This window comes from Xanthomonas cassavae CFBP 4642, from assembly GCF_000454545.1.
GTDB classification, from domain to species: Bacteria; Pseudomonadota; Gammaproteobacteria; order Xanthomonadales; family Xanthomonadaceae; genus Xanthomonas; species Xanthomonas cassavae.
The window spans coordinates 3,505,365-3,531,221 of the sequence record NZ_CM002139.1 but is presented as its reverse complement, the minus strand read 5'-3'; the positions used below and the strand labels follow the sequence as shown (position 1 = coordinate 3,531,221).

At 63.8% G+C, this 25,857-nt stretch carries 15 protein-coding genes and 3 pseudogenes; 9 read left to right on the top strand and 9 right to left on the bottom strand.

The genetic code is table 11. The annotated features are described in order from the left end of the window. The first annotated feature begins 58 nt into the window (after positions 1–58). From XCSCFBP4642_RS0115610 to XCSCFBP4642_RS0115590, 5 genes are all read left to right on the top strand, one after another. The gene (locus XCSCFBP4642_RS0115610) at positions 59–1,303 is read left to right on the top strand and encodes a DUF418 domain-containing protein (protein WP_029220619.1); all 1,245 of its coding nucleotides are present in this window, start codon (positions 59–61) and stop codon (positions 1,301–1,303) included. 6 nt (positions 1,304–1,309) lie between these two features. Beyond that, complete coding sequence (locus tag XCSCFBP4642_RS0115605; protein WP_029220618.1) at positions 1,310–2,560, top strand: NAD(P)/FAD-dependent oxidoreductase; 1,251 nt, start codon at positions 1,310–1,312, stop codon at positions 2,558–2,560. Then, on the top strand, positions 2,557–3,927 hold the full coding sequence (gene gorA / locus XCSCFBP4642_RS0115600) for a glutathione-disulfide reductase (protein WP_029220617.1): 1,371 nt from the start codon (positions 2,557–2,559) through the stop codon (positions 3,925–3,927). The genes XCSCFBP4642_RS0115605 and gorA overlap by 4 nt, the downstream gene beginning before the upstream one ends. Before the next feature lie 142 nt (positions 3,928–4,069). Beyond that, complete coding sequence (locus XCSCFBP4642_RS0115595; protein WP_029220616.1) at positions 4,070–4,477, top strand: MGMT family protein; 408 nt, start codon at positions 4,070–4,072, stop codon at positions 4,475–4,477. Positions 4,478–4,517: 40 nt separating this feature from the next. After that, positions 4,518–5,207, top strand: a complete 690-nt coding sequence (locus tag XCSCFBP4642_RS0115590; protein WP_029220615.1) for a rhomboid family intramembrane serine protease — start codon at positions 4,518–4,520, stop codon at positions 5,205–5,207. 285 nt (positions 5,208–5,492) lie between these two features. Here the strand turns inward: XCSCFBP4642_RS0115590 and XCSCFBP4642_RS0115585 are convergent, their stop codons facing one another. The 3 genes and pseudogenes from XCSCFBP4642_RS0115585 to XCSCFBP4642_RS0115575 form a co-directional block, all read right to left on the bottom strand. Then, a complete protein-coding gene (locus tag XCSCFBP4642_RS0115585) occupies positions 5,493–7,505 on the bottom strand; it encodes a M13 family metallopeptidase (RefSeq protein WP_029220614.1) in 2,013 nt (670 codons plus the stop codon). 169 nt (positions 7,506–7,674) lie between these two features. Further along, positions 7,675–9,773: pseudogene (locus XCSCFBP4642_RS24980) on the bottom strand (M13 family metallopeptidase). Between the two features lie 305 nt (positions 9,774–10,078). Further along, positions 10,079–12,181, bottom strand: a complete 2,103-nt coding sequence (locus XCSCFBP4642_RS0115575; RefSeq protein ID WP_029220613.1) for a M13 family metallopeptidase — start codon at positions 12,179–12,181, stop codon at positions 10,079–10,081. A gap of 308 nt (positions 12,182–12,489) precedes the next feature. Between XCSCFBP4642_RS0115575 and XCSCFBP4642_RS0115570 the strand changes: the two genes are divergently transcribed. Then, a complete protein-coding gene (locus XCSCFBP4642_RS0115570) occupies positions 12,490–14,085 on the top strand; it encodes a phytoene desaturase family protein (protein WP_029220612.1) in 1,596 nt (531 codons plus the stop codon). A 111-nt stretch (positions 14,086–14,196) separates the two neighbouring features. On the opposite strand, the gene XCSCFBP4642_RS0115565 is transcribed toward XCSCFBP4642_RS0115570, so the two are convergent. Further along, on the bottom strand, positions 14,197–17,289 hold the full coding sequence (locus tag XCSCFBP4642_RS0115565; RefSeq protein ID WP_029220611.1) for a TonB-dependent receptor: 3,093 nt from the start codon (positions 17,287–17,289) through the stop codon (positions 14,197–14,199). Between the two features lie 461 nt (positions 17,290–17,750). Beyond that, positions 17,751–20,743: pseudogene (locus tag XCSCFBP4642_RS24975) on the bottom strand (TonB-dependent receptor plug domain-containing protein). Positions 20,744–21,067: 324 nt separating this feature from the next. On the opposite strand from XCSCFBP4642_RS24975, the gene apbC reads away from it, so the two are divergent. Next, positions 21,068–21,919 (top strand): iron-sulfur cluster carrier protein ApbC, encoded by an 852-nt coding sequence (gene apbC / locus XCSCFBP4642_RS0115555; RefSeq protein ID WP_029220610.1) that lies wholly within the window; start codon positions 21,068–21,070, stop codon positions 21,917–21,919. Positions 21,920–22,015: 96 nt separating this feature from the next. Next, positions 22,016–22,585, top strand: a complete 570-nt coding sequence (gene dcd / locus XCSCFBP4642_RS0115550) for a dCTP deaminase (protein WP_029220609.1) — start codon at positions 22,016–22,018, stop codon at positions 22,583–22,585. Positions 22,586–22,608: 23 nt separating this feature from the next. Here the strand turns inward: dcd and XCSCFBP4642_RS0115545 are convergent, their stop codons facing one another. The 4 genes and pseudogenes from XCSCFBP4642_RS0115545 to XCSCFBP4642_RS24970 form a co-directional block, all read right to left on the bottom strand. Next, positions 22,609–22,794 carry a LiaF transmembrane domain-containing protein gene (locus XCSCFBP4642_RS0115545; RefSeq protein ID WP_029220608.1) on the bottom strand — a complete coding sequence of 62 codons (186 nt, stop codon included), beginning with the start codon at positions 22,792–22,794 and terminating at the stop codon, positions 22,609–22,611. A gap of 389 nt (positions 22,795–23,183) precedes the next feature. Further along, a complete protein-coding gene (locus XCSCFBP4642_RS27260; RefSeq protein WP_003486900.1) occupies positions 23,184–23,351 on the bottom strand; it encodes a LiaI-LiaF-like domain-containing protein in 168 nt (55 codons plus the stop codon). A 28-nt stretch (positions 23,352–23,379) separates the two neighbouring features. After that, entirely contained in the window at positions 23,380–23,808 is a 429-nt protein-coding gene (locus tag XCSCFBP4642_RS0115535) for an HIT domain-containing protein (protein ID WP_029220607.1), read from the bottom strand. Then, a pseudogene (locus XCSCFBP4642_RS24970) lies at positions 23,805–24,467 on the bottom strand (dienelactone hydrolase family protein). Before XCSCFBP4642_RS24970 ends, XCSCFBP4642_RS0115535 begins: the two are co-directional and overlap by 4 nt. Before the next feature lie 392 nt (positions 24,468–24,859). Here XCSCFBP4642_RS24970 and XCSCFBP4642_RS0115525 point away from each other — a divergent pair. Then, positions 24,860–25,582 carry a hypothetical protein gene (locus XCSCFBP4642_RS0115525; protein ID WP_152527282.1) on the top strand — a complete coding sequence of 241 codons (723 nt, stop codon included), beginning with the start codon at positions 24,860–24,862 and terminating at the stop codon, positions 25,580–25,582. Positions 25,583–25,857 lie beyond the last annotated feature (275 nt).

The window sequence follows — 25,857 nt, the reverse complement described above, 5'->3', positions numbered from 1 at the left end:
CTGGCGGGCCGTTTGCATTGTGCGCGGCGCCACCTTGTGTCCGAATGTCTGAGCTGCGATGACGCCACGCGACCTGCTGTTACCCATCGCCTTGCACGAGCGCATCGCCGTACTGGATGTGCTGCGCGGCTTTGCGCTGCTTGGCATCCTGCTGATGAATATCGAAGCCTTCGTCGGTCCGCTCGATCTTGCCATCAGTGGCGTGGAGCCGCACTGGCATGGCGCCGACCGCATGGCCGATGCGCTGGTCTACATCTTCGTGCAGGGCAAGTTCTACACCTTGTTCTCGCTGTTGTTCGGCATGGGCTTTGCGGTGATGGCGCAGCGTGCCGAACAGGCCGGGCGCGGCTTCTACGCGATGTATCTGCGCCGCACCGCCGGCTTGCTGGTGATCGGCCTTGCCCATGCGCTGCTGCTGTGGTCCGGCGACATCCTGGTGACCTATGCGTTGCTGGCGATTGTGCTGCTGGGCGCGCGCGGTGCGCCGACGGTGGCATTGCCCTGGCTGGCCGCGCTGGTCTACGCCTGCGCGCCCGCGCTGGTCCTGGTGTCCGGTCTCGTCGGTGCGATGGTGCAGACCGACCCAGCATCGGCGGTGGAGTGGAAGGCCGCCATGGCAGATGTGGCGCAGCAGAGCGTGGTCAATGTGCAGGCGCAACGTGCCGCATTCGGCAGCGGCAGTTATCTGCAGGCCACCGCGCAGCGCTGGCACGACCTGCGCCAGGCACTGAGCGGGCTCAGCATCAACGGCCCGGCCATGCTTGGCATGTTTCTGCTGGGCGGCTGGTTCGTGCGCAGTGGTGCGATCGCCGCGCCCGACCGTTTTCCGCGTCTGTTCCGCGCGTTGCGCTACGGCGCCCTGCCGCTTGGATTGGGCGTGATGCTGCTGAGTTACACACTGGCGCCGTGGATGGACCCGGCGGACCTGGGCATGCGCGTGTCTTCGGCATTCGCATTGGCGCTGATTGCGGGGCCGTTGATGAGTCTGGGCTACGCAGCGTGGGTGATCCGTTTTGCATCGCATCTGGCCTGGCTGGCGCCTGCCGGGCGCATGGCCCTGAGCAACTATCTGTTGCAGTCGCTGCTGTGCACCTGGATCTTCTACGGCTACGGGCTGGGCTATTTCGAACAGCTGCCGCGCGTGTGGCAGCTGCCGTTCGCGGTGGGGCTGTTCGCCCTGCAGGTGGTGGCAAGCCAGGCGTGGTTGCATTGGTTCCGCTTCGGGCCGGTGGAATGGGTGTGGCGCAGCGCAACCTATCTGCGGGTTCCGCCGATGCGGCGCGGCAACGCGCGCGGCCACTAGCGCACAATGGCTCGCGGGCGCGAGGACGTTGTGGTGATCGGCGCCGGCGCGATCGGGCTGGCCACGGCGTTGGCGTTGCTCGAGGCGGGCCGGCAGGTGCGTGTTGTCGATGCCGGCGCGTTGGGCGCTGCCACCTCGCATGGCAACTGCGGCACCATCACGCCCAGCCATGCGCCGCCGTTGGCGGCACCGGGCATGATCGCGCAGGCGCTGAAATGGATGCTGACGCCGGATGCGCCGCTGTACATCCCGCCGCGTCTGGACCCGGCGCTGTGGCACTGGCTGCTGCGGTTTGCGCGGCGGTGCAATGCACGCGACTGGCAGTCCAGTGCACAGGCGCGTGCGGCCTTGCTGCACGATGCGCGCCAGCGTCTGGACGACTGGGTGGCGCGCTATGCATTGGAGTGCGAGTTCCGTACCGACGGGCTGGATTATGTGTTCGGCGATGCGCGCCGCTTTGCGACCTACCGCGACGAATGCGCGCTGCTGGCGCAGTGGGGAATCCAGGCGCAGGTGATCGAAGGCGCCGAGTACACGCGGCAGGATCCGGCGTTCCGCGAGGGTGTTGCCGGTGCGATCCACTTTCCTGGCGACGCGCATCTGCGCCCGGAGCGCTATACCGCCGAACTGGCCAGGGTATTGCGCGCGCAAGGTGCGCAACTCGATGAGCACTGTCGCGTGGAGGCGGTGGTTGCCGAGCCCTCGGCGGTCTGCGTGCGGACCGCACATGGCACGCTGCACGCACGCGAGGTGGTGATCGCCACCGGGCCGTGGTCGCCGTTGCTGGCGGCACAGCTCGGCCTGCGTTTGCCGGTGCAGGCCGGCAAGGGCTATTCGATCACCTACAGCGCGCCGCCCCTGATGCCGCGTCGCCCGGTGGTGCTGAAGGATCGCTGGGTGTTCGTGGTGCCCTGGCGCGACCGCTTGCGGATCGGCAGCACGATGGAATTTTCCGGTCGCAACACGCAGCTCAATCCCGCCCGCCTGGCAGCGCTGGAGCGTGCGGCGGCCGAGTATCTGCATGCACCCCGCGGGCCGGCGGTGATCGAGCGTTGGTATGGGTGGCGGCCGATGACCTGGGACGACGTGCCGGTGCTGGGCGCACTACCGGGCCGTCCTCACGTCTGGCTCGCAGCCGGACATGGCATGCTCGGAATCAGCATGAGTACTGCAAGTGGACAATTGATGGCCGACCTGATCACGGGCCGCGCACCTGCGCTGGACCCGCATCCCTACCGGGCGGAGCGCTACGCATGAGTGCACGTTACGACTACGACGTGCTGGTTCTGGGCGGCGGCTCCGGCGGCCTGGCCGCAGGATTTCGCGCTGCCAAGCATGGCGCACGCGTGGCGATCATGGAGCCGGGGGATTTGGGCGGCACCTGCGTCAATCTAGGATGCGTGCCGAAAAAGGCCATGTGGCTGGCGGCAGATCTAGCCGGCAAGATCGAACTGGCCAGCGCACTCGGCTTCGACGTGCCGCGGCCGACACTGGCCTGGCAGGAACTGGTCACGCATCGGCAGGGCTATATCGCCAACATCCACGCCAGTTATCGGCGCCGCCTCGACGAAGACGGCGTGGTGCTGATCCCGCAACGCGGTGTCCTGCAGGACCGCCATACGGTGATGGGCGGCGATGGTATCGCAGTGACTGCCGAGCACATCGTGATTGCAACCGGCGCGCATCCCGTGCGCCCGGACGTGGACGGCGCCGAACACGGCGAAGTGTCGGACGACTTCTTCAATCTCTGCGATGCACCGAGGCAGGTGGCGATCATCGGCGGTGGTTACATCGCGGTGGAAATCGCCGGCCTGCTGCAGGCCCTGGGTAGTCGTGTGCATCTCTACGTGCAGGGCGAGCGCTTGCTGGAGCGCTTCGATGCCGAACTCACCCTGCAACTGGCCGACAATCTGCGCCACCTGGGCGTACGCCTGCACTTCGGGTTCACCACCACCGGCCTGGAACGCGATGCGTACGGCGGCTTGCGTGTGCATGGCCATCCAGTGCACCCCGGCGAGCAGGGCAACGACGTGTTCGACAAGGTGTTCTTCGCCGTGGGCCGTCGCGGCAATACTGCAGGCCTGGGGTTGGAGGCCGTTGGCGTGAGGGTGGGCGGCAAGGGGGAGGTACTGGTGGACGATGCGCAGACCACCAACGTGCCCACTATCCACGCGATCGGCGATGTGGCGGGCAAGGTCGGCCTGACGCCGGTGGCGATCGCGGCAGGGCGCAAGTTGATGGATCGGCTGTTCGGCAAGCAACCCGATGCGCGCATGGATTACGAGAACGTGCCGAGCGTGGTGTTTTCGCATCCGCCGCTCGGCCATGTCGGCCTGACTGAAGAGCAGGCGCGTGCGCGTTACCCCGGTGCGGTGTGCGTGTACCGCAGTAATTTCCGTCCAATGCTGCATGCACTGGCCGACGCGCCGCAGCGCAGCCTGTTCAAGCTGGTCTGCGTGGGCGACGAAGAGCGCGTGGTCGGTATGCACCTGCTGGGCGAAAGCGCCGACGAGATGCTGCAAGGTTTTGCGGTAGCGGTGAAAATGGGTGCCACCAAGCGCGACTTCGACGAGACGGTGGCAATCCATCCCACCTCGTCCGAAGAGATCATGTTGATGCATTGATTTGGTGTAGACGGTAGCCGGAATCAAGTCCCTCTCCCGGGGGAGAGGGGCTCGTAGTTTTCCTTTGCGAGGCTTGTCACTTCCCTTCGCTTGGAAGGCTTTGATGCGCACACCCATGCCCGTCAGCTGGCATGCTTGCGCGATGTCGACATCTCGCCGTTCAATGCCGCTTCCACCTGCCAGCCCTGCCAGGCGGGTCGCCTCCAAGGGGGAGGCACTGTCCGGCGAGCGGGCGCGGCTGCGCATCTTCGAGGTGATCCACGCGATTCCGGCGGGCGAGGTCGCCGGTTACGGGGAAGTCGCCCAGCGCGCCGGCCTGCCGGGCCGTGCGCGGCTGGTGGCGCGTGTGCTCAGCGGCAACGATGACCCGCAGCTGCCGTGGCACCGTGTGCTGCGTAGCGATGGCCGGATCGCCTTTGCGCCTGACTCGTCCGCCTACGACGAGCAATGCCGGCGCCTGCGTGCCGAAGGCGTGCCGGTGGTGCAGGGGCGCGTGCGACGTGCCACGGCCGCGCAGCGGTTGGATGCGGCCGTGTGGGGACCTTCATAAGCCTGCCATTATCATGGGCAGCATTCCGAAGGATGCCGCCATGCCTCAATTGCCGCCCGTCACCAAAGCATTATTGATCGCCAACATCGGCTTGTTCCTGCTGCAATGGGCGGTGGGCGACCTGGGTGCCGGCGTGCTGCCATCCGATAGCGTCCTGTCATGGCTGATGCTGTGGCCGCTGTCCAACGGCTTCGATGCGTTCTCGCCGGGCGCCAGTTTCATGCCATGGCAGTTGCTGACCTACGCCTTTCTGCATGGTGGCTTCAATCATCTGTTCTTCAACATGCTGGCGCTTTTCATGTTCGGTGCGCCGCTGGAGCAGACCTGGGGCCAGAAGCGCTTTCTGACCTATTACCTGGTGAGCGTGGCCGGCGCCGGTGTGTGCCAGTTGCTGATGGCCTGGTTTACCCAGAGCGGTGCGCCGGTGGTCGGCGCATCCGGTGGTGTGTTCGGTCTGCTGCTGGCCTACGGCATGCTATTCCCCAATCAGCGCGTGATGCTGCTGTTCCCTCCTATCCCGATGAAGGCGCGTACGTTCGTCATCGTGTTCGGTGCGATCGAATTGTTCCTGGGCGCAACCGGCTGGCAGCCGGGCGTGGCGCATTTTGCGCATCTGGGCGGCATGCTGTTCGGCTGGTTGATGATCCGCTATTGGCGTGGCCAGCCGCCGTTCGGTGGTGGCAGGGGTGGCCGCAAGGGACGCAAGCCGCCGCTGCGCGTAGTGCGTTGAGCGAAGCGGCATGGCGCCGGAATCCGCAGGAGCGGCCCCGGCCGCGATGGGGCTTTATCGGTATTGGCCATTGCTCCTGCAAGGTGGTTGGCTGGATTGCGCGCGACTTTGAAAGTGCGCGCCAGCGCATGATCCGCATGACCCGTAGCAGCGGCCCAGGCCGCGATGGGCTTTACCGGTAACGCCCGTCGCGGCCGGGGCCGCTCCTACGGGATTTCGCAGGCGGTGGACACAAAAAAAGAGCGCGGATTCCGCGCTCTTTTTTATTTGCCTCCGGCTAGGTGATCAGCGCCAGATCTTGATCTGGTCCGCGTCCACACGCTGCATCGGCTGGCCGGCCTTGCAGCTGAAGGCCGCACCGAATTCCGGCAGGTTGGACAGCAGACCGTTGGTGCGCCACTGGCCGGGCGCGCGGATGTCGGCGCTGGCACGCTGCACCGCTTCGTTCGGCGATAGCTGCTGGGCCCACAAGCCGGCCCAGGCAGTGAAGAACGCCTGCTTGTCGGCCTCGGTGGCCGCTGGCTGTGCCTTGCTGAAGGCCTGCCAGGCCAGTTCGACACCGGCCAGGTCGGCCAGGTTTTCTTCGGCGGTCTGTGCACCGTTGACCTTGACATTGGGCACGCCCGGGTACGGGTAGGCACCAAACTGGCTGGCCACCTTGTCGGTCAGCACGGTCCAGCTGGTCTTCTCGGCCGGCGTCCACCAGCTGCGCAACTCGCCCTTGGCATCCACCAGCGAGCCCTTGGCGTCGATGGCACGGGTCATTTCGTGGGCGACCAGCGCGCCGTAAGCGCCGTACTGCGCGGCCGGTGTGCTGCTGGCGCTCAGCACCGGCGCCTGCAGGACCGCAGCGGTGACGATCAGGCGGTTCTGCGCGATGTCGTAGGCCACGGCGGGCTGCTGCGGCAGCACGTCCCAACGACGGTCGGCGTTGCCCTTGCCGATGCGCTTCATTTCCTCGCGGTGACGCCAGGTCGAGGCGATCAGCATGTTGCCGCCGAAACTGCCGCGGCCCATCGGCTGCACGGTGTAATCCAGATCGCGACGCGGCGCGCCGACCTCGATCTTCATCGCCGCCAGCTTGGCCTTGGCTTCGGCGATCACCTCACCGTTGCCCCAGCCGGTGCGCTCCAGCGCGGCCAGCTGCGCGTCGCGCACCTGGTCGGCGATGGCTTCGGCCTGGCGGCGCGTGTCGCTGCTCAGGTAACGCGCCACGTATTCGCGGCCGAGCATCGGGCCGGCGGCGATATTGATCGCGTCCAGCACCTGCTGCCAGCGCTGCGGCGGCAGCGCATCGCCACGCAGCAGACGGCCGCGGAACTGGTACTCGGCATCGTGGAAGCTCTTGGACAGGTACGGCGCCATCGCATCGCCCACGCGCCAGCGCAGATAGGCCTTCCACTGGTCCGGCCTGATGCTGACGATCATGCTGTCGAGCTGCTTGAACATGGCCGGGTCGGCCATCGACACCAGGTCGTCCTTGACGCCCTGTGCTTCCAGGAAGTCGGCCAGGCGCAGATTCTTGTACTGCTTGGTCAGCTCCTTGGTGGCGATCGGGGCGTAGTTGTTGAACGGGTTGTTGATGCCCTGCACTGACTGCGCGCTGCGTGCCAGCGCGGTCTCGATCTGCAGCACGGAGGCGGCGTCGGCGTCGAGCCTGTCGGCCGGGGTGCCGGTCAGCGCCAGGATCTGCTTGACGTAGGCGCGGTAGCGGCCCATCAGCGCCTGGGTGTCGGCGTCGGTGCGGGTGTAGAACGCCGGGTCGGGCAGGCCCATGCCACCCTGCATGAAATAACCGATATGGCGGTCCAGCGCCTTCAGATCCACGTCCGGGCCGAAGTTGAAGCCGACCGGGATGCCGACCTGATGCAGTGCTGCGATGGAAGCGGGCACATCCTTGGCCTTCTTGATCGCGTCGATGCGCGACAGCAAGGGGGCGATGGGGTTGGAACCGTCCTTTTCGACGGCAGCTTCGTCCAGACCGCTGGCCCAGAAGTCGCCGAGCAGCTTCTGCACATTGCCTTGCGGTGTCTTCATCGATGCGTCGAGCAATTCGCGCTGCTGTTGCAGGGCGCGCTCGGACAACTGCCCCAGCGCGGTGACGGCGCCGGCCTGCGGCACCGGATTGGCCTTGAGCCAGCCGGCATTGGCGTCGTTGTAGAAGTCGGTGCAGGCGGCCGACACGGCCGGGGCCTTGGGGGCGGCCTTCTTCTTGCGAGCGGCGTCGGCGTCGGGGGCGGACAGCAGCGAGATCAGGCTGAAGCCGAGAGCGAGGGCAAGCGGGCGAATGGTGGGCATCGAGAAGAAGAGTGGCCAGAGTAAAGTCGGCGGAGTTTAGCAAGGCCGGGGGCCGTGCAGACAGGCGCCCGCTGCCGTTCGTCATCGGCAACGGCCGTTTGCATGAACGCGACAGGCCCGCGAGTGCGGGCCTGTACGGTGTCATCGGATTGGAAGCGCTTGCAGCCGCTTACCAGATCACCACGCGGTCCTTGTCCGGGCGCACCATCGCATCGCCTGCCGTGCAGGAGAACGCCTGGGCGAATTGCGGCATGTTGGAGGGAGAGGCGATGGCCCGCAGGTTGGAGGGCGAATGGGGGTCGGAAGCCAGATAGACCAACTGCTGCTGCTCGCGGATCTGCTCGCGCCAGCTCCGTGCAAAGCCCAGGAAAAACCGTTGTTCCGGGCGGTAGCCATCGATCGCCTGTGCGCGTTCGGGATGCGTGCGCAATGCGGTTTGCAATGCGTCATAGGCAATGTTGATGCCGCCCAGATCGGCGATGTTTTCGCCCAGGGTGAGCTTGCCGTTGACGTGCAGGGTTGGATGGTTCGGCAGCGGCACATAGGCATCGAATTGCTTGACCAGCAAATCGGTGCGCGCTTCGAAGGCGTTGCGATCCTGCGGGGTCCACCAATTGACATTGTTGCCTGCGCCATCGAATTGACTGCCATGATCGTCGAAACCATGCGAAGCCTCATGGCCGATGACCGCGCCGATCGCACCGTAGTTCAGCGCGTCATCCGCGTTGGGATCGAAGAATGGCGGCTGCAGGATTGCGGCCGGGAAATTGATGGTGTTCGTCTGGGGGCTGTAGTACGCGTTGACCGTCTGCGGCGTCATTGTCCAGCGCTTGCGATCGGTGGGTTTGCCGATCTGCGCAATGTCGTAGTGATGGTTGAACTTTGCCGCGGCCTGCAGGTTGCAGTAATACGCGCCAGGCACGATTTCCAGCCCGGACCAGTCGCGCCACGTGTCCGGTAACCGATTTTGGGCAGGAAGGTTCACCACTTTGCCAAGGCCTTGGCCTTGGTTTGCTCGCTCATCCAGTCGACGTGCTCGATCCGTGTCTTGAGTGCGGCGCGGATGTTGTCCACCAATTCTGCGGCACGTCGCTTGGTGTCGGGCGTGAAGACCTTGGCGACGTACAGTTGGCCCAGGCCTTCGCCCATGGCTCCGCTAACCGCACGAAGGACGCGCTTCCAGCGCGGCTGTTGTTCGGGCTGCCCGGACAGCGTCTTGCCGTAGAAGGCAAAGCGATTGTCGACGAATGCCTTGCTGAGCTGCGCAGCTGCCTCATCAATCGCATGGAAGCGAAGGTAAGCCTGCCACTGTGCAATCGGCGCAGTGGCCAGTTCATGATCGAACGCAGCGAAAAAGCGCGGCTGCGCCAGCGAGAAGCCTTTGCCGACCTCCACACCCTGGGTGGCGAAGAAGTCTTTCCACGGAAAGTGCGGCGTGAGCTTGTCCGCCTCGGCGAGACTGACCAGGCGATACTGGTTTTTCGGCTCACGAGCCTCCACTGGCTCCATCGACGCGGCAGCCAGACGTGTTTCGAGTGCCAGCACATCGTTTGCCTGCGTCTCGGCCACGTCGGCAGAACTGCCGGTGAGTTCGAACGACCTGGCGGTGTAGGCCAGATAGGCGGCGCGGATGGACGCGTGCTCGGCGTCGGTGTAGTAGTCCTTGGTTGGGAGGCCCAGGCCGCCTTCCTGGGTAAACGCGATCTGCATGTCGGCATGGTGGAAGTCTGCGCCCGCACCGAATCCGAACACCTGTCCATCGCCTTCGCCATGACGGCTGACGATGTAACTGGCGACATCCTTGCCTGACTTCAACGCGGCAATGGTGTCCAGTTGTGGCTGGATCGGCTGGGCGCCTGCCGCTTCGATGGCAGCTTCGTCCATGCCGGCGGCATAGAGCGTTCCGATTTTTTGCTCCAGCGAATTTGCAGCTTTGCCCGGCTGTGCGGCCGTTTCAACAATGTTGCGCTGAATGGCCATGCTTTTTTCGGTCAGGATTTCGTCCACGCCCCAACTGGTGCGATCGGGCGGAATCGGATTGGTGTTTGCCCATTTGCCGTTGACGAATTCGTCGAGGTTCTGGCAGGCGCTGGCTGCTGGGCCGAGTTCGCTGATGTCGAACGCAGGCGTTGCCGGAGTAGCAGGGGCAGCCGCAGGTGTCTGGGGTGAGGTGTTTGCCTGCGTGCCGGTGTCCTCGGCGTTGCGTTTGCAGCCTGTCAGGGCCACAACCAGGACAAAGGCCAGCGTGGAAGCCTTGAGCAATGGCATGAACGTCAGCTGCAGTGACGGGCAGGAATCCTGAGCATAAGCGGGCGCGACCTTGCCTGCGCACGCAGTGAGCTTCGTTGAGGCTTGTGTGCCGATACCGTGATGCATGCAGTCCCAGTGGCGTGCAGTGTGCCGCGCGTGCGGCGTTTGATGCCTGCAGCGTTGGTTGAATCGTTGTGAGAGAAAACGAACATGGCCGGCCAGCGTGATTTACCTGTCAAGCATGCAGAAAGATCCAAGGAATCCCGACAAAAACGGGCGACGATCTTTCGATCGCCGCCCGCCTGATCTACTGCAATGCGCAATTACCAGATCACGACCTGCTGATCGCCCTGGCGCACCATCGCATCACCTGCCTTGCACGAGAACGCGGCGGCAAAGGCCGGCATGTTCGACGGCGCGCCGATGGCGCGGAAGTTGGCCGGCGCATGCGGATCGGTCTTCAGGCGCACCACCAGCTCTTCCGGGGTGAAGTTGCGGCGCCACACCGTGGCCCAGTTGAGGAAGAAGCGCTGGTCGCGGGTGATGCCGTCGGTCTTGGGATCGTCCTTGCCGGCGGTGGCGGTCTTCATCGCGTCGTAGGCGGTGTTGAGGCCGCCCAGGTCGGCGATGTTCTCGCCCAGGGTCAGGTCGCCCTTGACCTTGTCGCCGGCCGGGGTACGGTAGCCGTCGAACTGCGCCACCAGCTTGCCGGTGCGCGCCTTGAACGCGTCCAGGTCCTTCTGCGTCCACCAACCCGGATCGGGGATGAAGTTGCCATCGGCACCGAAACGGCTGCCCTGGTCATCGTAGCCGTGCGTCATTTCATGGCCGATCACCGCACCGATGCCGCCATAGTTCATTTCTTCCGGTGCATTCGGGTCGAAGAACGGCGGCTGCAGGATCGCGGCCGGAAACACGATCTCGTTCTGCAGCGGGTTGTAGTACGCGTTGACCGTCTGCGGGCTCATGCCCCATTCGGTCCTGTCCACCGGCTTGCCGATCTTGGACAGGTTCCACTTGTAGTTGAATTCCTGCGCGGCCTGCACGTTGCCCAGGTAGCTGTCGCGGCTGGTGGTCAGGCCGTTCCACTCGCGCCACTTTTCCGGGTAGCCGATCTTGGGCACGAAGCTTTCCCACTTCGCAATGGCCTTGGTCTTGGTCTCCGGGCTCATCCAGTCCAGCTTCTCGATGCGGGCCTTGAGCGCGGTACGCAGGTTAGTGACCAGGGTTTCCATCTTGGCCTTGGAGTCGGCCGGGAAGGCGACCTTGACGTACATCTGGCCCAGCGTCTCGCCGGCCTGCCCGTTGATGGTGGCCAGCACGCGCTTCCAGCGCGGCTTGATCTCCTTCTGCCCGCGCATGGTCTTGTTGTAGAACGCGAAGTTCTCGTCGACGAACGGCTGGCTCAGGAACGGCGAGGCGCCGTCGACGGTGTGGAAGCGCAGGTAGGCGCGCCAGATCGCCGGATCGGTATCGGCGATCATCTTGCTCACTTCCTGGTGGAAGGCGGGGATCGCCAGCGAGAACATCTCCGGCGTGGCCACGCCCTGCGACTTGAAGAACTCGGTCCAGGACCAGTTCGGGGTCAGCTTGTCGGCATCGGCGGGGGAGATCGGGTTGTAGGCCAGCGCGGCGTCGCGCGACAGCTCGGTGCTGGTCTTGGACACCTTGGCCAGGCGGGTTTCGAACGCGACCACTTGCTTGGCCTGCGCTGCGGCGTCGGCGGCGGACACGCCCGACAGCTCCAGCACCTTGGCGATATGCGCCTGGTAGGCCTCGAGCTTGGCCTTGTTGCCGGCGCTGGTGTAGTACTCCGGATCGGGCAGGCCCAGGCCGCCCTGCATGGCATAGGCGATGTTCTGGCTGGACTTCTTGAAGTCCGCCTCCGCACCGAAGCCGAACAGATCGTTGTTGCCCTTGGCGGCGCTGCTGCGCAGGTAATCGACCAGCTTGGCCTGGTCGCTGATCGCATCGATGGCAGCGAGTTCCGGCTTCAGCGGTTCGATGCCCTGGGCATTGATCTTGGCTTCGTCCATGCCGGTCGACCACAGGTCGCCGACGATCTTCTCCACGCCGGTGGCGCCGGTGTCGGCGGCCGCCTGTTCGGCCAGCTGCTGCTGGATCGCATTGGAGCGCTCGTCGAGCATCTCGAATGCCCCCCAGCTGGTGCGGTCGCCCGGCACCGGGTTGGCGGCCAGGAACTTGGCATTGGCGTAGGCGTTCAGGTCGGTACAGGCATTGCCGTTGGCGTCCAGGTCGGCCGCGGTGAAGCGGTTCACCGCCGGCAGCGTGTTCTGGTCCAGGGTCAGCGTCTTGGGGGTCGCCGGGGTGGTCGCCGCGGCGCCGCCCGCCGGGGCGGCAGGCGCCGTGTCGTCGGACTTCTTGCAACCGCTCAGCGCGGCGGCCACGGCCAGGGTCAGCGTCAATAGATGAGGTGTGCGAATCACAAAGGCTCCAGGAGCAACAGTCGATTGGGTGGCGCCGTCACAGCGGAGCCGTGACGGCACTCTACCGTCCCCCTAGGAGGAACGCATGGTGTCGAAGGTCATGGATGCCGCGAGAAGCCATATCTGCGAGGGTGACGCTCCCGGCGCATCCCCATGCAGCAGCGGCTACTGCGCGCCGCGCCCGGGCCGCGGTGGCAGTGCCCTGACCGACCCGTCGGCCCTGCGCAGGTCGGCGAGCCCGGCTCGACGCGTGGCCCGCGGGGAGTCGCGATGCTATATACACGCGTATGTCGACCCGCGACCCATCCTTGGATGCGCTGATCATCGGCGCCGGGCATAACGGCCTGGTATGCGCTGCCTATCTGGCGCGCGCCGGCAAGCGCGTACTGGTGCTGGAGGCGCGTGAGGTGGTCGGCGGTGCGGCGGTCACCGAGGAGTTCCATCCGGGCTTTCGCAATTCCGTTGCGGCGTACACGGTGTCGTTGCTGCAACCCAAGGTCATCGACGAGCTGGCATTGGAACGGCATGGCTTGCGCGTGGTGCCGCGACGCATCAACAACTTCCTGCCGCTCCCCGATGGCCGCTATCTGCTGGCAGGCGCGGGGCGGACGGCGCAGGAAGTCGCCAAGTTTTCCGCGCGTGATGCAGCAGCATTGCCTGCCTATGAAGCGCGGTTGGAACAACTGGCCGATGTCCTGCGTTCCCTGGCCTTGCAGGCACCGCCAGATGTGACCGAGGGCGGCTGGTTGCAGGCATTGCCGCAGCTATGGCGCGCCGGCAAGGTCGGTATGCAGCTGCAGGGGTTGCCGCTGGCGTTACGACGCGAGTTGCTCGACCTGTTCACTATCTCCGCCGCCGAGTATCTGGATCGCTGGTTCGAGAGCGCACCAATCAAGGCGCTATTCGGCTTCGACGGTATTGTCGGCAACTACGCCAGCCCGCATACGCCTGGCACCGCGTACGTGTTGTTGCATCATGTGTTCGGTCAAAGCAATGGCGTCAAGGGCGCCTGGGGGCACGCCATCGGCGGGATGGGCGCGATCACCCAGGCCATGGCGGCCAGCGCCCGTGCAGCCGGTGCGCAGATCCGCACGGCGTGCGCGGTGGACCACGTACTGGTGGAGCGCGGCCGCGCAGTGGGCGTAGTCACCGCCGATGGCCAGAACATCCGCGCAGCGTGCGTGGTTGCCAACGTCAATCCGAAACTGTTGTACCAGCGGCTGATGCGCACCGAAGACGTGCCTGACGACACGCGCGAGCGCATTGCGCATTACCGCTGCGGCTCTGGCACCTTTCGCATGAATGTCGCGCTGGCGCGCTTGCCGGATTTCACCACGCTGCCGGGCGAGGGCGACCATCTCACCGCCGGCATCATCTTGGCACCGAGCCTGGACTACATGGACCGCGCTTGGCACGACGCGCGGACATCGGAATGGTCGCGTGAGCCGGTGGTCGAATTGCTGATCCCCAGCACGCTGGACGACTCGTTGGCACCGCCCGGCCAGCATGTGGCTAGTTTGTTTTGTCAGCACGTAGCACCGGTGCTTCCGGACGGGCGGCACTGGGACGACCATCGCGAGGAAGTGGCGGATTTGATGATCGCAACCGTAGAGCGCTACGCGCCCGGCTTTGCCGCATCGGTATTGGGTCGACAAAGTCTGAGCCCGCTCGATCTGGAACGGACCTTCGGGCTGATCGGCGGCGACATCTTCCACGGCGCCCTCAGCCTCAATCAACTCTTTAGCGCACGCCCGCTGCTGGGGCAGGGCGCTTACCGCGGCGCAATTCCCGGGCTATATCTGTGCGGGTCCGGCGCGCATCCGGGCGGTGGGGTGACCGGCGCGCCTGGACATAATGCGGCGCGGGTGATTTTGGGTGGGTAGCGAATCATCACGATATCCGCCGCAAAAAAAGGCCTCGGAAATTCCGAGGCCTGGCGTAAGCATGCAGCCGACGCCAAAAGCATCAAATCGACGCTTTTGGCTAGTACATCATCAGAAATCGTACGATGCAGTCAGGCGGACGTAGCGCGGCACGTTGTAGTTGTAGGGCTGTAGACCCACTCGGTAGGTGTTCGATACCACAAATGGAGAGTCGCCTTCGTACACCCCGTCGACACGATTGACAGTGCGATCATTGAGGACATTGAACACCTGCACGCCCAGCGCCAGCTTGTGATCGGCGAACGAGGGACGGTACGTCAGACCCAGGTCCAGGTTCTTGATCCAAGGGGTACGCCCGGCATCGCCAGGAGGCGAGGGTTCGCCCCCACAGTAGTGGTAGCCCGAACCGTAGCCAATCGGATCGTAGTCAACCGACGCCGCATCCGGCCCGCCGTAGAAACCCAGGCAGGAAATTGGCGTGCCCGACATGACGCGCAGGGTTGCAGAAGCCATCCACTCCGGATTGATCTGATATGCCCCGAACGCCTTGATCTGATGACGACGATCATTGGCCAGGCTGCCGCCGGCGTAATACATCAACGCGGCTGCATCCCAGTCCTGGGTCTTCGAGACGTCGGCCTGGCCCAGGTCGGACTTCACCTGGCCCTCGGTGTTGCCGTAGCTGTGTGACCACGTGTAGTCGATGCGGCCGTACCACTTCTCGTCGAAGGGATGTTCCAAGAACAAATCGACTGACACATAGCTACGCTTGGCCTTGTCGGTGAAACCCCAATCCGACTGCGACATGGCGACCTGTGTGTAGCCGGAACCATCCGAGTTGGGCAGGTTGTAGGTATTGGTCTTGCCGGGGTTGAACATCACGCACCCGGGAATCTCCACCGAACCGGAATCGCCACCGCTGGCGTCGATCTTGTCGGCCATACGGCCGGTATCGCAGACGTCGTCGATGGCAGCCTGAAGCTTGCGATAGGTGACCTTGGCGCCCGAGTTCCAGCTTTCGCCAAGGGTCTTTTCGAATCCGAGGATGAATTCATCCTGGTATTGGGACTTCAGATCCGTCGGCGCGAAGGCATTCGGGTCCGGTGCCTGACCGTATTCGCCATTGCTCGAGACCGGACCAGGACCGATGGGGCGCAACCCGGTTGGCTCGCCGTTGGCATCGATACCTGTGTAGGCGAAGTATTCGTCGGTATAGGTGGACGCCGACGCACCGCGGATCGCCACCTGGTTGGGCAGTGCGAGATAGTAGCGGCCAAGATTGGCGAAAACCTTCAACGAGGAATCGCCGAAAACATCCCAGCTGGCGCCGATGCGCGGTGCCCATTGGTCGCCGCTGTCGACGTAGGCAACATGGTCGCTGTTGAAGTTGGTGAATTTGTCATTGCGGATGCCAAGCGTCAACAACCAGTTGTCGTTGACCTGCCAGCGATCTTCCAGATAGTACGCCTTCTGCTCCACTGCCATGCTGGTGGTCGTGGTGAAGATGCGCTGCTGCGCATAGTAACCATTGGTACCCGCGCCAGTTGCTCCGACGCCTAGTGATCCACGAACGGGCGTGACCTCGTCGACGGCGCGGTTATAGATCCATTGGTAGCCCGGACCTGTTGTGCGAACGCCCTCGTCGTAAGCATTGAAGTACATGTTGTCCACGCCGGCGGTCAAGTCGTGATCGCCAAGCCGATAATTCAACTCCAGACGCAGGTTGCGAGTCTTGTTGATCGGGTCATCGGCCTTCGAACGGTTCGTGGCTTGATCGTTGGAGACCGGTGTGCCGCCGTTGATTGCGGGATTCTGCAGGTTCAGCCCCGCGATGAACGGAAGCGTGGAGATCAGCGGATTGAATTGCTGATTGTGTTGCGTGCTCCTTCCCCACGTCGCATTCAATGTCAGGTCATCGGTGATGTAACCGGTGTATTTGAAGATATCGTAGGTATCTTTGATCTTGTAGGTGTCCGGATACAGCCCGGATGGGCCGCCATCCGCCATGGTGTCGTAGTTGTAGTTGCTATACGAGCCCGCACGGCGATCGGTGTTCTCGATGCGCGTGTACTCGAGGATGTTGCTGTCGTTGATGTTCCAGTCGATCTTTCCATAGAACTTCGGCGAGCTGTAGTCGTAGTGGTTACGTCCCTGCGCACTGGCGGCTGTTGCTGTGCTGGTGACTGCGCCATCGGTCTTGTCGGTCTCGCCTGCCACGAAGATAAACAGCTTGTCTTCAATCAGAGGGCCGCCTGCATAGGCGCTATACACGGTACGGCTCTGCACGTCGTCTTTGCTGCTGCGGTACATCGTGCCTGGCAGCTCGGGATCTTCATAGCGGTAACGCGGGTTGGCGTTGAGCGTATTGGTCGGATACCAGACATCACCAACTGAACTCGAAAGATTTTTTGGTTCCCATACCGCCTGAGCTCCAAAATGCCATTCGTTGGTGCCACGCTTGCCGAGCTGATTGATCACGCCGCCGGTCGAGCGACCGTACTTGGCGCTGTAGCCACCCGTGTAGGTTTCCTGCTGGTCGATGGCGCCGTAGGGCAGGCTGACGCCGCCCAGGTTGCTGAGCGGATTGCTGACGTTGAAGCCATTGATGTAGTAGGCATTTTCGGTGACGCCCGAGCCACCGAACGACACTACCGAGCGCGAGCCGTTATTGAACGCGCCGCTGCCAGCCACCGCGCCCGGTGCCAGCAACGCAATCGCTTCGGCGCTACGGCCCAGCGGCAGTGTGGCCAACTGCTCGGAGGTGATCACCGAGCGAGAACTGGTGGAGCTGACATCGATCTTGGGTGCGTTGGCAGCGGTGACCGTGATTGCACCAAGCGTGGTCGCATCTGCGTTGCTGCCTGCAGCGCTGGCACCAGCAAACGAGACTTCGGTGCCGGAACCCACGCGCAGCTGCACATTCTTGCGGGTATCGATGACCTGGTCACCGCGCTTCAGGGTGACGGTGTACGCGCCCACTGGCAGCGAGCCAAGGTTGTAACGGCCATTCGCATCAATAGTGATGGTGCGACTGAGGCCTGTGTCGCTTTGCACAACGATGGTGCTACCGGCTTCAGAGGGAGCGCTACCGTAGATGCTGCCGGTGGTGCTCTGTGCATAGACCGCGCCATTGCTGAGGCAGGCGCCGAGTACGGCGGCGAGGGCGGTGCGTTTGAGAACGTTGCGACGAAATTGCTTGCTCATTCCTGACCTTTCACTGGCAGTCGGTTAAGGGGCGGTCACCGGGGAGTCAGATGGCCTTAACCAGAACGTAATGAACCTATGCTCTCCAGTGCAACCGAATACGGCTATTCATTAAAGAATTAAGTCCGACCCGCACCAAAAATGTGGAATTCAGCACAATCTTCCTGTGATGCAACGGCAGAGCGAGCGATCTCGACAATAAGGTTCGCGACATTGGTTACATCTGGTACAGATAATCAGGAAAGAGGATTTACTTGATGGGGGCATCAGGTCCTGCGAGATGCGAGGTTCCCCTGGCTGATGAATCGCAATTGGTTACATTTGGTACAGATAATCAGAAAAGAGGATTTACTTGATGGAGGCATCAGCTCCTGCGAGATGCAAGGTTCCCTTGACTGATGAATCGCACAATCGAACAAGCCCCGACAAGCGGGGCTTCTTCAACTGCGATCCAGCTCAGATCAGAATCTGACCGTGGTTCCCATGTAGAAGAATCGACCGACGTTGTCGTACAACGCCGAAGTGAAGTCCGAGCCGAAGTAGTTGCGCGGCGGGTCCTTGTCGAAGGCGTTGTCGATGCCCAGGTACACATCGATCTTCGAGCCGGGGAACTGATAGCCGAACTGGACGTTGTGGTAGGTGTACGAGCCGTTCTTGATCGGGCTGGCCGAACCCGGGTTGCTATTGTAGCTCTCCGGCGTCACGCGCAGGTTGCCGTCCACGTAGTTCATGTCCCACGAGGCACGCCAGTCGTTCCAGTTGTACTTGGTCTGGAACTGGGCGCGCCAGCGCGGGTCGGTCACGTAGGTCACGTAACTCGTCGTATTCGGCGGGGAAGTCCTGGAATACCCATTCGCGCGACTGGATCAGGCGGGTGCCGACCAGGCGCAGCACGGTGTTGCCTTCGCCGATCTGGAAGCGGTAATCCATTTCCAGATCCACGCCCACGCGGCGCGAGCGGGCCAGGTTTTCGTTGAGCGCCTGCCAGCCGATGATGCTGTGCTCGGGATAGATGCGGCCCTGCGGGTCGGTGAAGCCGCCCAGCGGGGCGCGCTGCACGAAACCGCAGAAGCTGTTGTTGATGCCGCCGGGGTTGTCCACGCAACGCGTGGCATTGGTTTCGGCCGTCACCGTGCCGATCGCGTCCTGCAGATCGATGCGCCAGTAGTCGATCGACATGCCGAAGCCTTCGAAGAACGCCGGCTGCCACACCAGCCCGTAGGACAGGCTGCGCGCGCGCTCCGGCTTCAACTCCGGATTGCCGCCGCTCACACCCGGGCGGGTAGCGGTATAGGTGTCGATCCAGCCCACCGGAATGCCCAGTGCGCTGCAATTGGCCTGGCGCAATGCCACGTCGCCAGCCGTGCCCGGGCGGTTGGTATTGGTGGGCAGGTAGTTGCAGGGATCGTTGATGGTGGCGAAGTTTTCGCTCTGCGAGTCGTACAGCTCGCCGATGCTGGGCGCGCGCACCGACTGAGCCAGTGTGCCGCGCAGGCGCAGCGACGGGAGGACGGTCCAGTCCAGACCGATGTTCCAGGTCTTGGTCGAGCCGATGCTGCTGTAGTCCGAATGGCGCCCTGCAAGATCCAACGCCAGACGATCTACGCCCGGCAGCCCGGCCAGCAGCGGGATGGTGCTCTCGACGAAGACTTCCTTGACGTTGTATTCGCCGCCACTGTTGGGGATGGCGTTGAGGAAGGTCACGCCGGAGGCGGCCAACGGATCGGTGATTTCCTCGCTCTGTTCCTTGCGGTATTCCATGCCACCGGCAACGCCGATATCGCCAGCTGGCAGCGACAACAGGCTGCTGTTGGCCACCGAGGCATTGAACACGGTCTGCTGGATCTTGGCCTTGGAGCGCGCGGTGGTGTTGAACCAGGCGGCCGCTTCAGGGGTGACCGCGCCATTGCCGAAGACGCTGAACGGCACGCAGCCTTCGCGTGCCAGCGCCGAATACACGCGGTTGGTGTTGGGGTTGATCGCGCTCGGGTCCAGCGTGGTGCGGCAGACGATGTTGCCGCTGGCATCGCGTGCGGCATCGATACCGGCTTGCCAGCGCTCGTTGATGCGGTTGTTGAGGTTGAGCCGGTCCACGGTGGTCTTGCCGTAGTTGGCCGACACCTCGTAGGTCCAGTTGTCGGTGAAGTTGCCTTCGGCGCCGAGCACGGCGCGGTAGGTCTTGCGCTCGATGTTTTCGCCGCGACGGCCGGCATCGACGTTGAAGCGGTTCATCAGGATCTGGGTGGCGCCGCGCGAATCCATCAGTGCGCCGAGCTGCGGGCTGACATACGGATTCTGCCGGCGCACGCGTAGTGAGCTATCGAATGCCGGTTGGCCGAAGAATTCCGAATCGGTCTCGCTGTACTTGCCTTCGAAGAACAGGCGATGGTGTTCGCTGAGTTCGAAGTTGACCATGGTGTTGACGCTCTTGCGATCGAAGCCCGGCTGCAGATCGGCCACGGCGTTGAGATCGACGAAATCGCAATCCACGCACGACGTATTGCTGACCACCGTGCCGTTATAGCGGTTGCGGCGGAACGTCCCATCTTCATTGAACAGGTAGCGGTTGCCGTAGCTGGCCGGGTTGCGGAAGTCGAACGTTCCCAGGTTGAAAGTGCCGCCGTAGGACGTCGAATGGTTGCCGCCCGGGCCGCTGAGCACGGTTTGCGGGTTGCTTTCGCTCGGCGGGCGGCTGGGGTCGAAGCTGGGGTTTTGCACATTCACCAGATACTCGCGGCCAATGGCGCGATTGCCGCGGCCGAAGCGGTCCTGCTTGCTGTACTCGGCCGAGATCGCGACGTTGCCGCGACCCTCGGCAAAATCGGTGCCGGCGGAAAAGCTGGCGAACGAGCGGGTGTAGTTGCCCTCGTCGGCCAGGCCGGTCTGCGCGCGGGTTTCGAAGCCGGTGAAGGATTTCTTGAGGGATGAAGTTCACCACGCCGGCCACGGCATCGGCGCCGTACACCGCCGAGGCGCCGCCGGTGATGACCTCCACGCGCTCGACCCATTCCACCGGAATCGTGTTGACGTCCACGGAGGTGGAGCCGGGACTTGAGCCCACGTGGCGGCGGCCATTGACCAGCACCAGGGTACGGTCCACGCCCATGCCGCGCAGGTCGAGCAGGCCCAGGCCGGCGGTGCCGATGAAGCGGGTGGAGTTACCCAGGGTGTAGCTCGGTGCCAGCGCCGGCATGCGCGCCATCAGGTCGCTGATGGTGGTGGCGCCGGTGGCGCGGATTTCCTCGGCGCCGATCGCGGTAACCGGTGAAGGGGTCACGAACCCGGTACGCGCAATGCGCGAGCCGGTGACGGTGACCTTGTCCAGATCGGTGGTGCCGGGCGTGACGCCATTTTCCGACTGCGCGGCAACATGGCCGGACGGGGCAACCAGCGCTGCCAACAAGGCGGCGCTCAAACGATGACGACGGGTGCGTTGCGGGGGACGACTCGACATGACCTTGCGAATTCCTTGCAGAGATTAGGCGAACCAGCCGCGGTCGCTGAGTGGCGGCTGAACTGGATCTCGAACGTAACAAGTCCTTAATCATGTGTCCTTGTTCGTGAAATATGTCAAAGCGTGGCAGTGAGCGTCTTCTGGCCTGCATCGTCGGAGCCGCGGAGGCGGGGCGTGGACGTGAGCCGGTAAACTGGAAGGCCTGGCGGGTGCACCCACGGGCGTCATCCTCGCAACCGCCTACGAAAACACTGGATAAGCGATGGCAACGATGATCGAAAACGAAGCGTGCCCAGGCACCGGCGGCGCGCAGGACGGCGAGGCATGAGCGCGGAACGCAGGATCCCCGCGCATGCGGTGCAGGGCGCACTGGCGCCGCATGCGCGCATTCGCAACGTGATCGCGGTGGGGTCGGGCAAGGGCGGGGTGGGCAAGTCGACCACTGCGGTGAACCTGGCGCTGGCCCTGCAGCGGCAAGGTGCCCGGGTGGGCGTGCTGGACGCCGATATCTATGGTCCTAGCGTGCCGGCGATGCTGGGCCTGAGTGGGCGTCCGGACAGCCCGGACAACAAGTCGATCGAGCCGTTGCGCGCGTTCGGGATCGAGGCGATGTCGATCGGCCTGCTGGTCGATCAGGACACGCCGATGATCTGGCGCGGGCCAATGGCGACTTCGGCGCTGACCCAGTTGTTCAACGACACGCTGTGGGACGACCTGGATTACCTGCTGATCGATCTGCCACCGGGCACCGGCGACATCCAGCTGACGCTGTCGCAGAAGATTCCGGTGGCCGGGGCGGTGATCGTCACCACCCCGCAGGACATCGCCACGCTGGATGCGCGCAAGGCTTTGAAGATGTTCGAGAAGGTGGAGGTGTCGGTGCTGGGCATCGTCGAGAACATGGCGGTGCATACCTGCAGCAACTGCGGGCATCGCGAGCATCTGTTCGGCGAAGGCGGAGGCGAGCGCATGGCGGCGCAGTACGGCGTGCCGTTGCTGGGTTCGCTGCCGCTGGAGATCGGTATCCGCGAACAGGGCGATGCGGGCCGGCCGATCGTGGTGGCGGCGCCGGAGTCGGTGGCGGCGCAGGCCTACCTGGCGGCCGCTGGCCGGCTGGCGCAGGAGTTGGCCAAGCGCCCGCGCGCCAGCATCCCGATCTCGGCCTCCTTGCTCTAGCCGCTCGGCCGGCCGTCACCGGCGGCCGCTGCTAGAATTCGCCGTCTTTCGCGCGGGCCGCCCGGCCTGCCGCCTACCGTCTTCAAGGAACACCGCATGAGCATCAAGAGCGACCGCTGGATCAAGCGCATGGCCGAACAGCACGCGTTGATCGAGCCGTTCGAACCCGGCCAGATCAAGCACGATGCAGCCGGGCAGCGCATCGTCAGTTTCGGAACGTCCAGCTATGGCTACGACGTGCGCTGCTCGCGCGAATTCAAGATCTTCACCAACATCAACTCGACGATTGTCGACCCGAAGCATTTCGATCCGGGCAGCTTTGTCGATATCGAATCGGATGTGTGCATCATCCCGCCGAACAGTTTTGCGCTGGCGCGCACGGTGGAATATTTCCGCATTCCGCGCGACACCTTGGTGGTGTGCCTGGGCAAGAGCACCTACGCACGCTGCGGCATCATCGTCAACGTGACCCCGCTGGAGCCGGAGTGGGAAGGGCATGTGACCCTGGAATTCAGCAATACCACGCCGCTGCCGGCGCGCATCTACGCCAACGAGGGCGTGGCGCAGATGCTGTTCTTCCAGTCCGACGAAGTGTGCGAAACCTCGTACAAGGATCGCGGCGGCAAGTACCAGGGCCAGACCGGCGTGACCTTGCCGCGGACCTGATGGGTGTGGCGCGGCCGTGGCCTTCAACAGGTCGCGGCCGCCTTCTCGCGGTAGCGCAGTACTTGGCGCACACCGGCGGCGCTCAGGAACACCGGCCACCAGGTCGCGATCAGGTTGCCCACATCCATATGCGCCAATCCCAGGTTGTCCAGCAGAAACAACGCGCCCAGGACGATCAGGAGCAGGGCAGGAATCAGACGGTAGTTCATGGCGACATCCTCGGTTGGTGTGAGGACATGCTGCGCTCGATGCGCCCGTCAATCAGGTACCGGAAGTCAACAGTTGCGGATGACAGTCGTCATGTTGCCTCGCCAGTGAGCGCCTCAATTGCGGCGATGCGTGATCAGGGCAGGCGACGCAGGCTGTCAGTGTTTGGTCAGGGGGGAGGGACCGGAAGAGCTGGCTCAGACTGGCCGTCGGTAAATGCACGAGGCTCCGCCCGTACCCGCATCCGCCCCTGCAGGGCACCTTCTCCCCCTTAAGGAGGACAATGTCCCGGCGGGGAAGGGAGCTGCAACGTGCCGAGCGATGAAGAACCTTCAGAGCAAACGCACCGCTTTGACGATTCCCCAATCTCGATTCCCGATTCCCCGCCCACCTACTTCCCGCGCCCGAACAGCATCCCGATGCCGCAGGCGACCAGCGCCGCCGGCCACCAGGTGGCGATCAGCCGGCCCAGGCTGAGGTTGGTCCAGCCCAGGTTGTTGGCCAGGAACAGCAGGCCGACGAGGATCAGGATCAGCGCGGCAACGACATTGGATTTCATGCGAGAGAGGCAGGTGGCGAACGGGCGCCTATCGTAGCCGCTGCGCCCACGCAGCGACACGCTGTTGCAGGACGTCGGGGTCGAAGCGCTGCGCGCTGCCGCTGCCCCACACCGGCCCCGGCCAGGCGGCATCGTCGGGATGACGGCCGACCAGGTGCACGTGCAGCTGGCGCACGATGTTGCCCAGCGCGCCGATATTGAGCTTGCTGACCGCAGGTTCGGCGCGCAGCAACTGCGAGAGCTGGTTGATCTCGGCCAGCAATAAACGCTGCTGGGCGCCATCCAGATCGATCCATTCGCTGGTATCGGCCACCCGCGGCACCAACACCAGCCAGGGGAAGCGGGTGTCGTCCATCAACCGCATCTGCGACAGCGGCCCGTCGGCGACGAACGCGCTATCGGCGGCCAGGCGTGCATCGAGCTCGAAACCGGTGGCCGCCGGTGCCGGCGTGCTCATTCCAGGTGCGCCTCGAAGAAGCCCAGGGTGCGCTCCAGTGCCCGCTCGGCGCTGTCGGCGTCGTAGTGGTTCGGATCGATGCTGCGGTTGAAGGCGTGGCCGGTGGGATACACAAAGGTCTCCATCTGCGGCAATTTTTCGCGGTGCGCCTGGATCGCCTCCGGTGGAATGCTGGAATCGCGCTCGCCGAAGTGGAACATCACCGGCGCCTTGGGGGTTTCGTCCAGCAGCTGGGTGTTGCGGCCGCCGTAATAGCTCACCGAGGGCAGCCCCAGGCGGATGGCCGACAGCAGCGCCACCGAACCGCCCCAGCAGTAGCCCACGGTGCCCACCTTGCCGGCACGGGTCAGCAGGGTGGCGGCGGACTTCACCACCTCCACCGCCCGCTCCAGGCCTACCGCATTGGCCAGTGCCAGGCCGCGCTGCAGGCTTTGTTGGTCGTAGGGCAGCTGCACGTCCTTTTATTCCAGATCGAAGAACGCCGGCGCCAGCACCTCGTAGCCGCGCGCGGCATAGTCGTCGGCCACTGCGCGGATATGCGCGTTGACGCCGAAGATTTCCTGGATGACCACCAGGCCGCCGCGCGGGCTGGAGGCGGGGGTGGCGTGCCAGGCGGCAACCTGGCCGTCGGGGGTGTCGAGCGTGGTCCAGTGACCCATGGAAATTCCTGATGTGCGGCGAGGGAGGCGCGCATTATCGACCGGACCGGCATCGTGAAAAGTGAGGGTTTCGCAAAGCCGGCCGGGCTGGCGGGGGCCTGCGGTTCAGGGCGCTGCCCGCGCGCCGTTATACTTGTCCCGCTCAGGCCCCAGGCCGCTCCATCCCCAGGCTCCTCCACAAGGTCATCAATGCCGCGCTTATCAAAGCCGATGCAGACGAACTGATCGATCTGATCGAGACGGTGCCAGGCACCACGGAGAGGGTGCTTCAAATACGTCCTGATGCCATTGAGCATGCATCGTTCTGGCGGATAGCCCTGGTGGACGCGCCGAAATTGATCAACGCCTTGGACACTAGTCGGGATGGGGCTGCCCGGATCGTAGTGGCACTAATGGAAGCCGGTCGCGACGAATGTTCAGCAGTTACGGTCGGCCGCTTTGGTATCGATCCGGTGGTGACTGCACTGTCAAGTTTGGACATCGCCGGGATCCGCTCTAGGCTAGTCTGGGTTCAAACAATTGCCCGCCGTTTCGACGAACTGGCTGAAGGGATGTCGCATGGGGTCATCTCGCACAGGCCACTGCTGTTCGCTTTGTCAGAGATCCTGAGCCCTGATGCTGTGCCGAACAGCGTCGGAACAGACCCGTGGGTGACGGCGGTCGAGCGAACAAAACCCTCCGACGACGTACGAAGCGAGGACCTGCTCGCCTCCTTCCTTTTCGCTCGCGCAAGAGGATGGTGCTTAAGGTCCGCGGGCAGGCTCTTTTTCCTCTCTGTGCAGCGCCTCCATGATGCGATGGCGTCCGGACGCCTTATGGACAACGCGTGGCGCGTCGCCAAGCCTCGGCTACCAACCGGGTCTATCTGGCGTGAATGGGATCAGTGCGAGAAGCTCCGGCACGCGGTCGTCGACAGCTTCATTGACCGGAGACTGCCCCCAATAGAATTCGGTACCGTCGTCGACAACGGCAAACTCTGGGAGGAACTGGTTGACCTCGCGGCTCACAGCTTGGCGGGACGCCGCTATCTGGATAAGGTGCGTAGTGCGCTGCGTGGAGGCGGTGAAGCTTGGTGGTTCGAGCGGGCGAAGATCACCGACCGTAGGATAGATTAGCGGAGACTACGGATTCCAAACGGAACCGGAGACCAAGCGGCATGTCTGCGCCCGTCCTTTCCTGCCAAAAGAAAAGATCGGGTTGCATGGATTTATGCACATCATCACATGCTTCCGTGTGCTCTGAGCAGAGTTCTCGTTGGACGCTTTTGAGACTAATACAGATCCGTGCTGTTAGGGCAACGCTGATCAAGTCGGTCCCTATCGGAGAAAATATGCCCCTTCCTTCAAATCGGAACGACCGATGAAACAGCAGACATTGGCGATGGCGGCCG

What these genes read in the sequence shown, in the direction of transcription:
- apbC (WP_029220610.1), top strand. Translation starts at nt 21,068, where the DNA reads ATGAGCGCGGAACGCAGGATCCCCGCGCATGCGGTGCAGGGCGCACTG.
- XCSCFBP4642_RS0115590 (WP_029220615.1), top strand. Translation starts at nt 4,518, where the DNA reads ATGCCTCAATTGCCGCCCGTCACCAAAGCATTATTGATCGCCAACATC.
- XCSCFBP4642_RS0115605 (WP_029220618.1), top strand. Translation starts at nt 1,310, where the DNA reads ATGGCTCGCGGGCGCGAGGACGTTGTGGTGATCGGCGCCGGCGCGATC.
- XCSCFBP4642_RS0115545 (WP_029220608.1), bottom strand. Translation starts at nt 22,794, where the DNA reads ATGAACTACCGTCTGATTCCTGCCCTGCTCCTGATCGTCCTGGGCGCG.
- gorA (WP_029220617.1), top strand. Translation starts at nt 2,557, where the DNA reads ATGAGTGCACGTTACGACTACGACGTGCTGGTTCTGGGCGGCGGCTCC.
- XCSCFBP4642_RS0115565 (WP_029220611.1), bottom strand. Translation starts at nt 17,289, where the DNA reads ATGAGCAAGCAATTTCGTCGCAACGTTCTCAAACGCACCGCCCTCGCC.
- XCSCFBP4642_RS0115585 (WP_029220614.1), bottom strand. Translation starts at nt 7,505, where the DNA reads ATGCCCACCATTCGCCCGCTTGCCCTCGCTCTCGGCTTCAGCCTGATC.
- XCSCFBP4642_RS0115610 (WP_029220619.1), top strand. Translation starts at nt 59, where the DNA reads ATGACGCCACGCGACCTGCTGTTACCCATCGCCTTGCACGAGCGCATC.
- XCSCFBP4642_RS0115595 (WP_029220616.1), top strand. Translation starts at nt 4,070, where the DNA reads ATGTCGACATCTCGCCGTTCAATGCCGCTTCCACCTGCCAGCCCTGCC.
- dcd (WP_029220609.1), top strand. Translation starts at nt 22,016, where the DNA reads ATGAGCATCAAGAGCGACCGCTGGATCAAGCGCATGGCCGAACAGCAC.
- XCSCFBP4642_RS0115535 (WP_029220607.1), bottom strand. Translation starts at nt 23,808, where the DNA reads ATGAGCACGCCGGCACCGGCGGCCACCGGTTTCGAGCTCGATGCACGC.
- XCSCFBP4642_RS0115570 (WP_029220612.1), top strand. Translation starts at nt 12,490, where the DNA reads ATGTCGACCCGCGACCCATCCTTGGATGCGCTGATCATCGGCGCCGGG.
- XCSCFBP4642_RS0115525 (WP_152527282.1), top strand. Translation starts at nt 24,860, where the DNA reads ATGGAAGCCGGTCGCGACGAATGTTCAGCAGTTACGGTCGGCCGCTTT.
- XCSCFBP4642_RS27260 (WP_003486900.1), bottom strand. Translation starts at nt 23,351, where the DNA reads ATGAAATCCAATGTCGTTGCCGCGCTGATCCTGATCCTCGTCGGCCTG.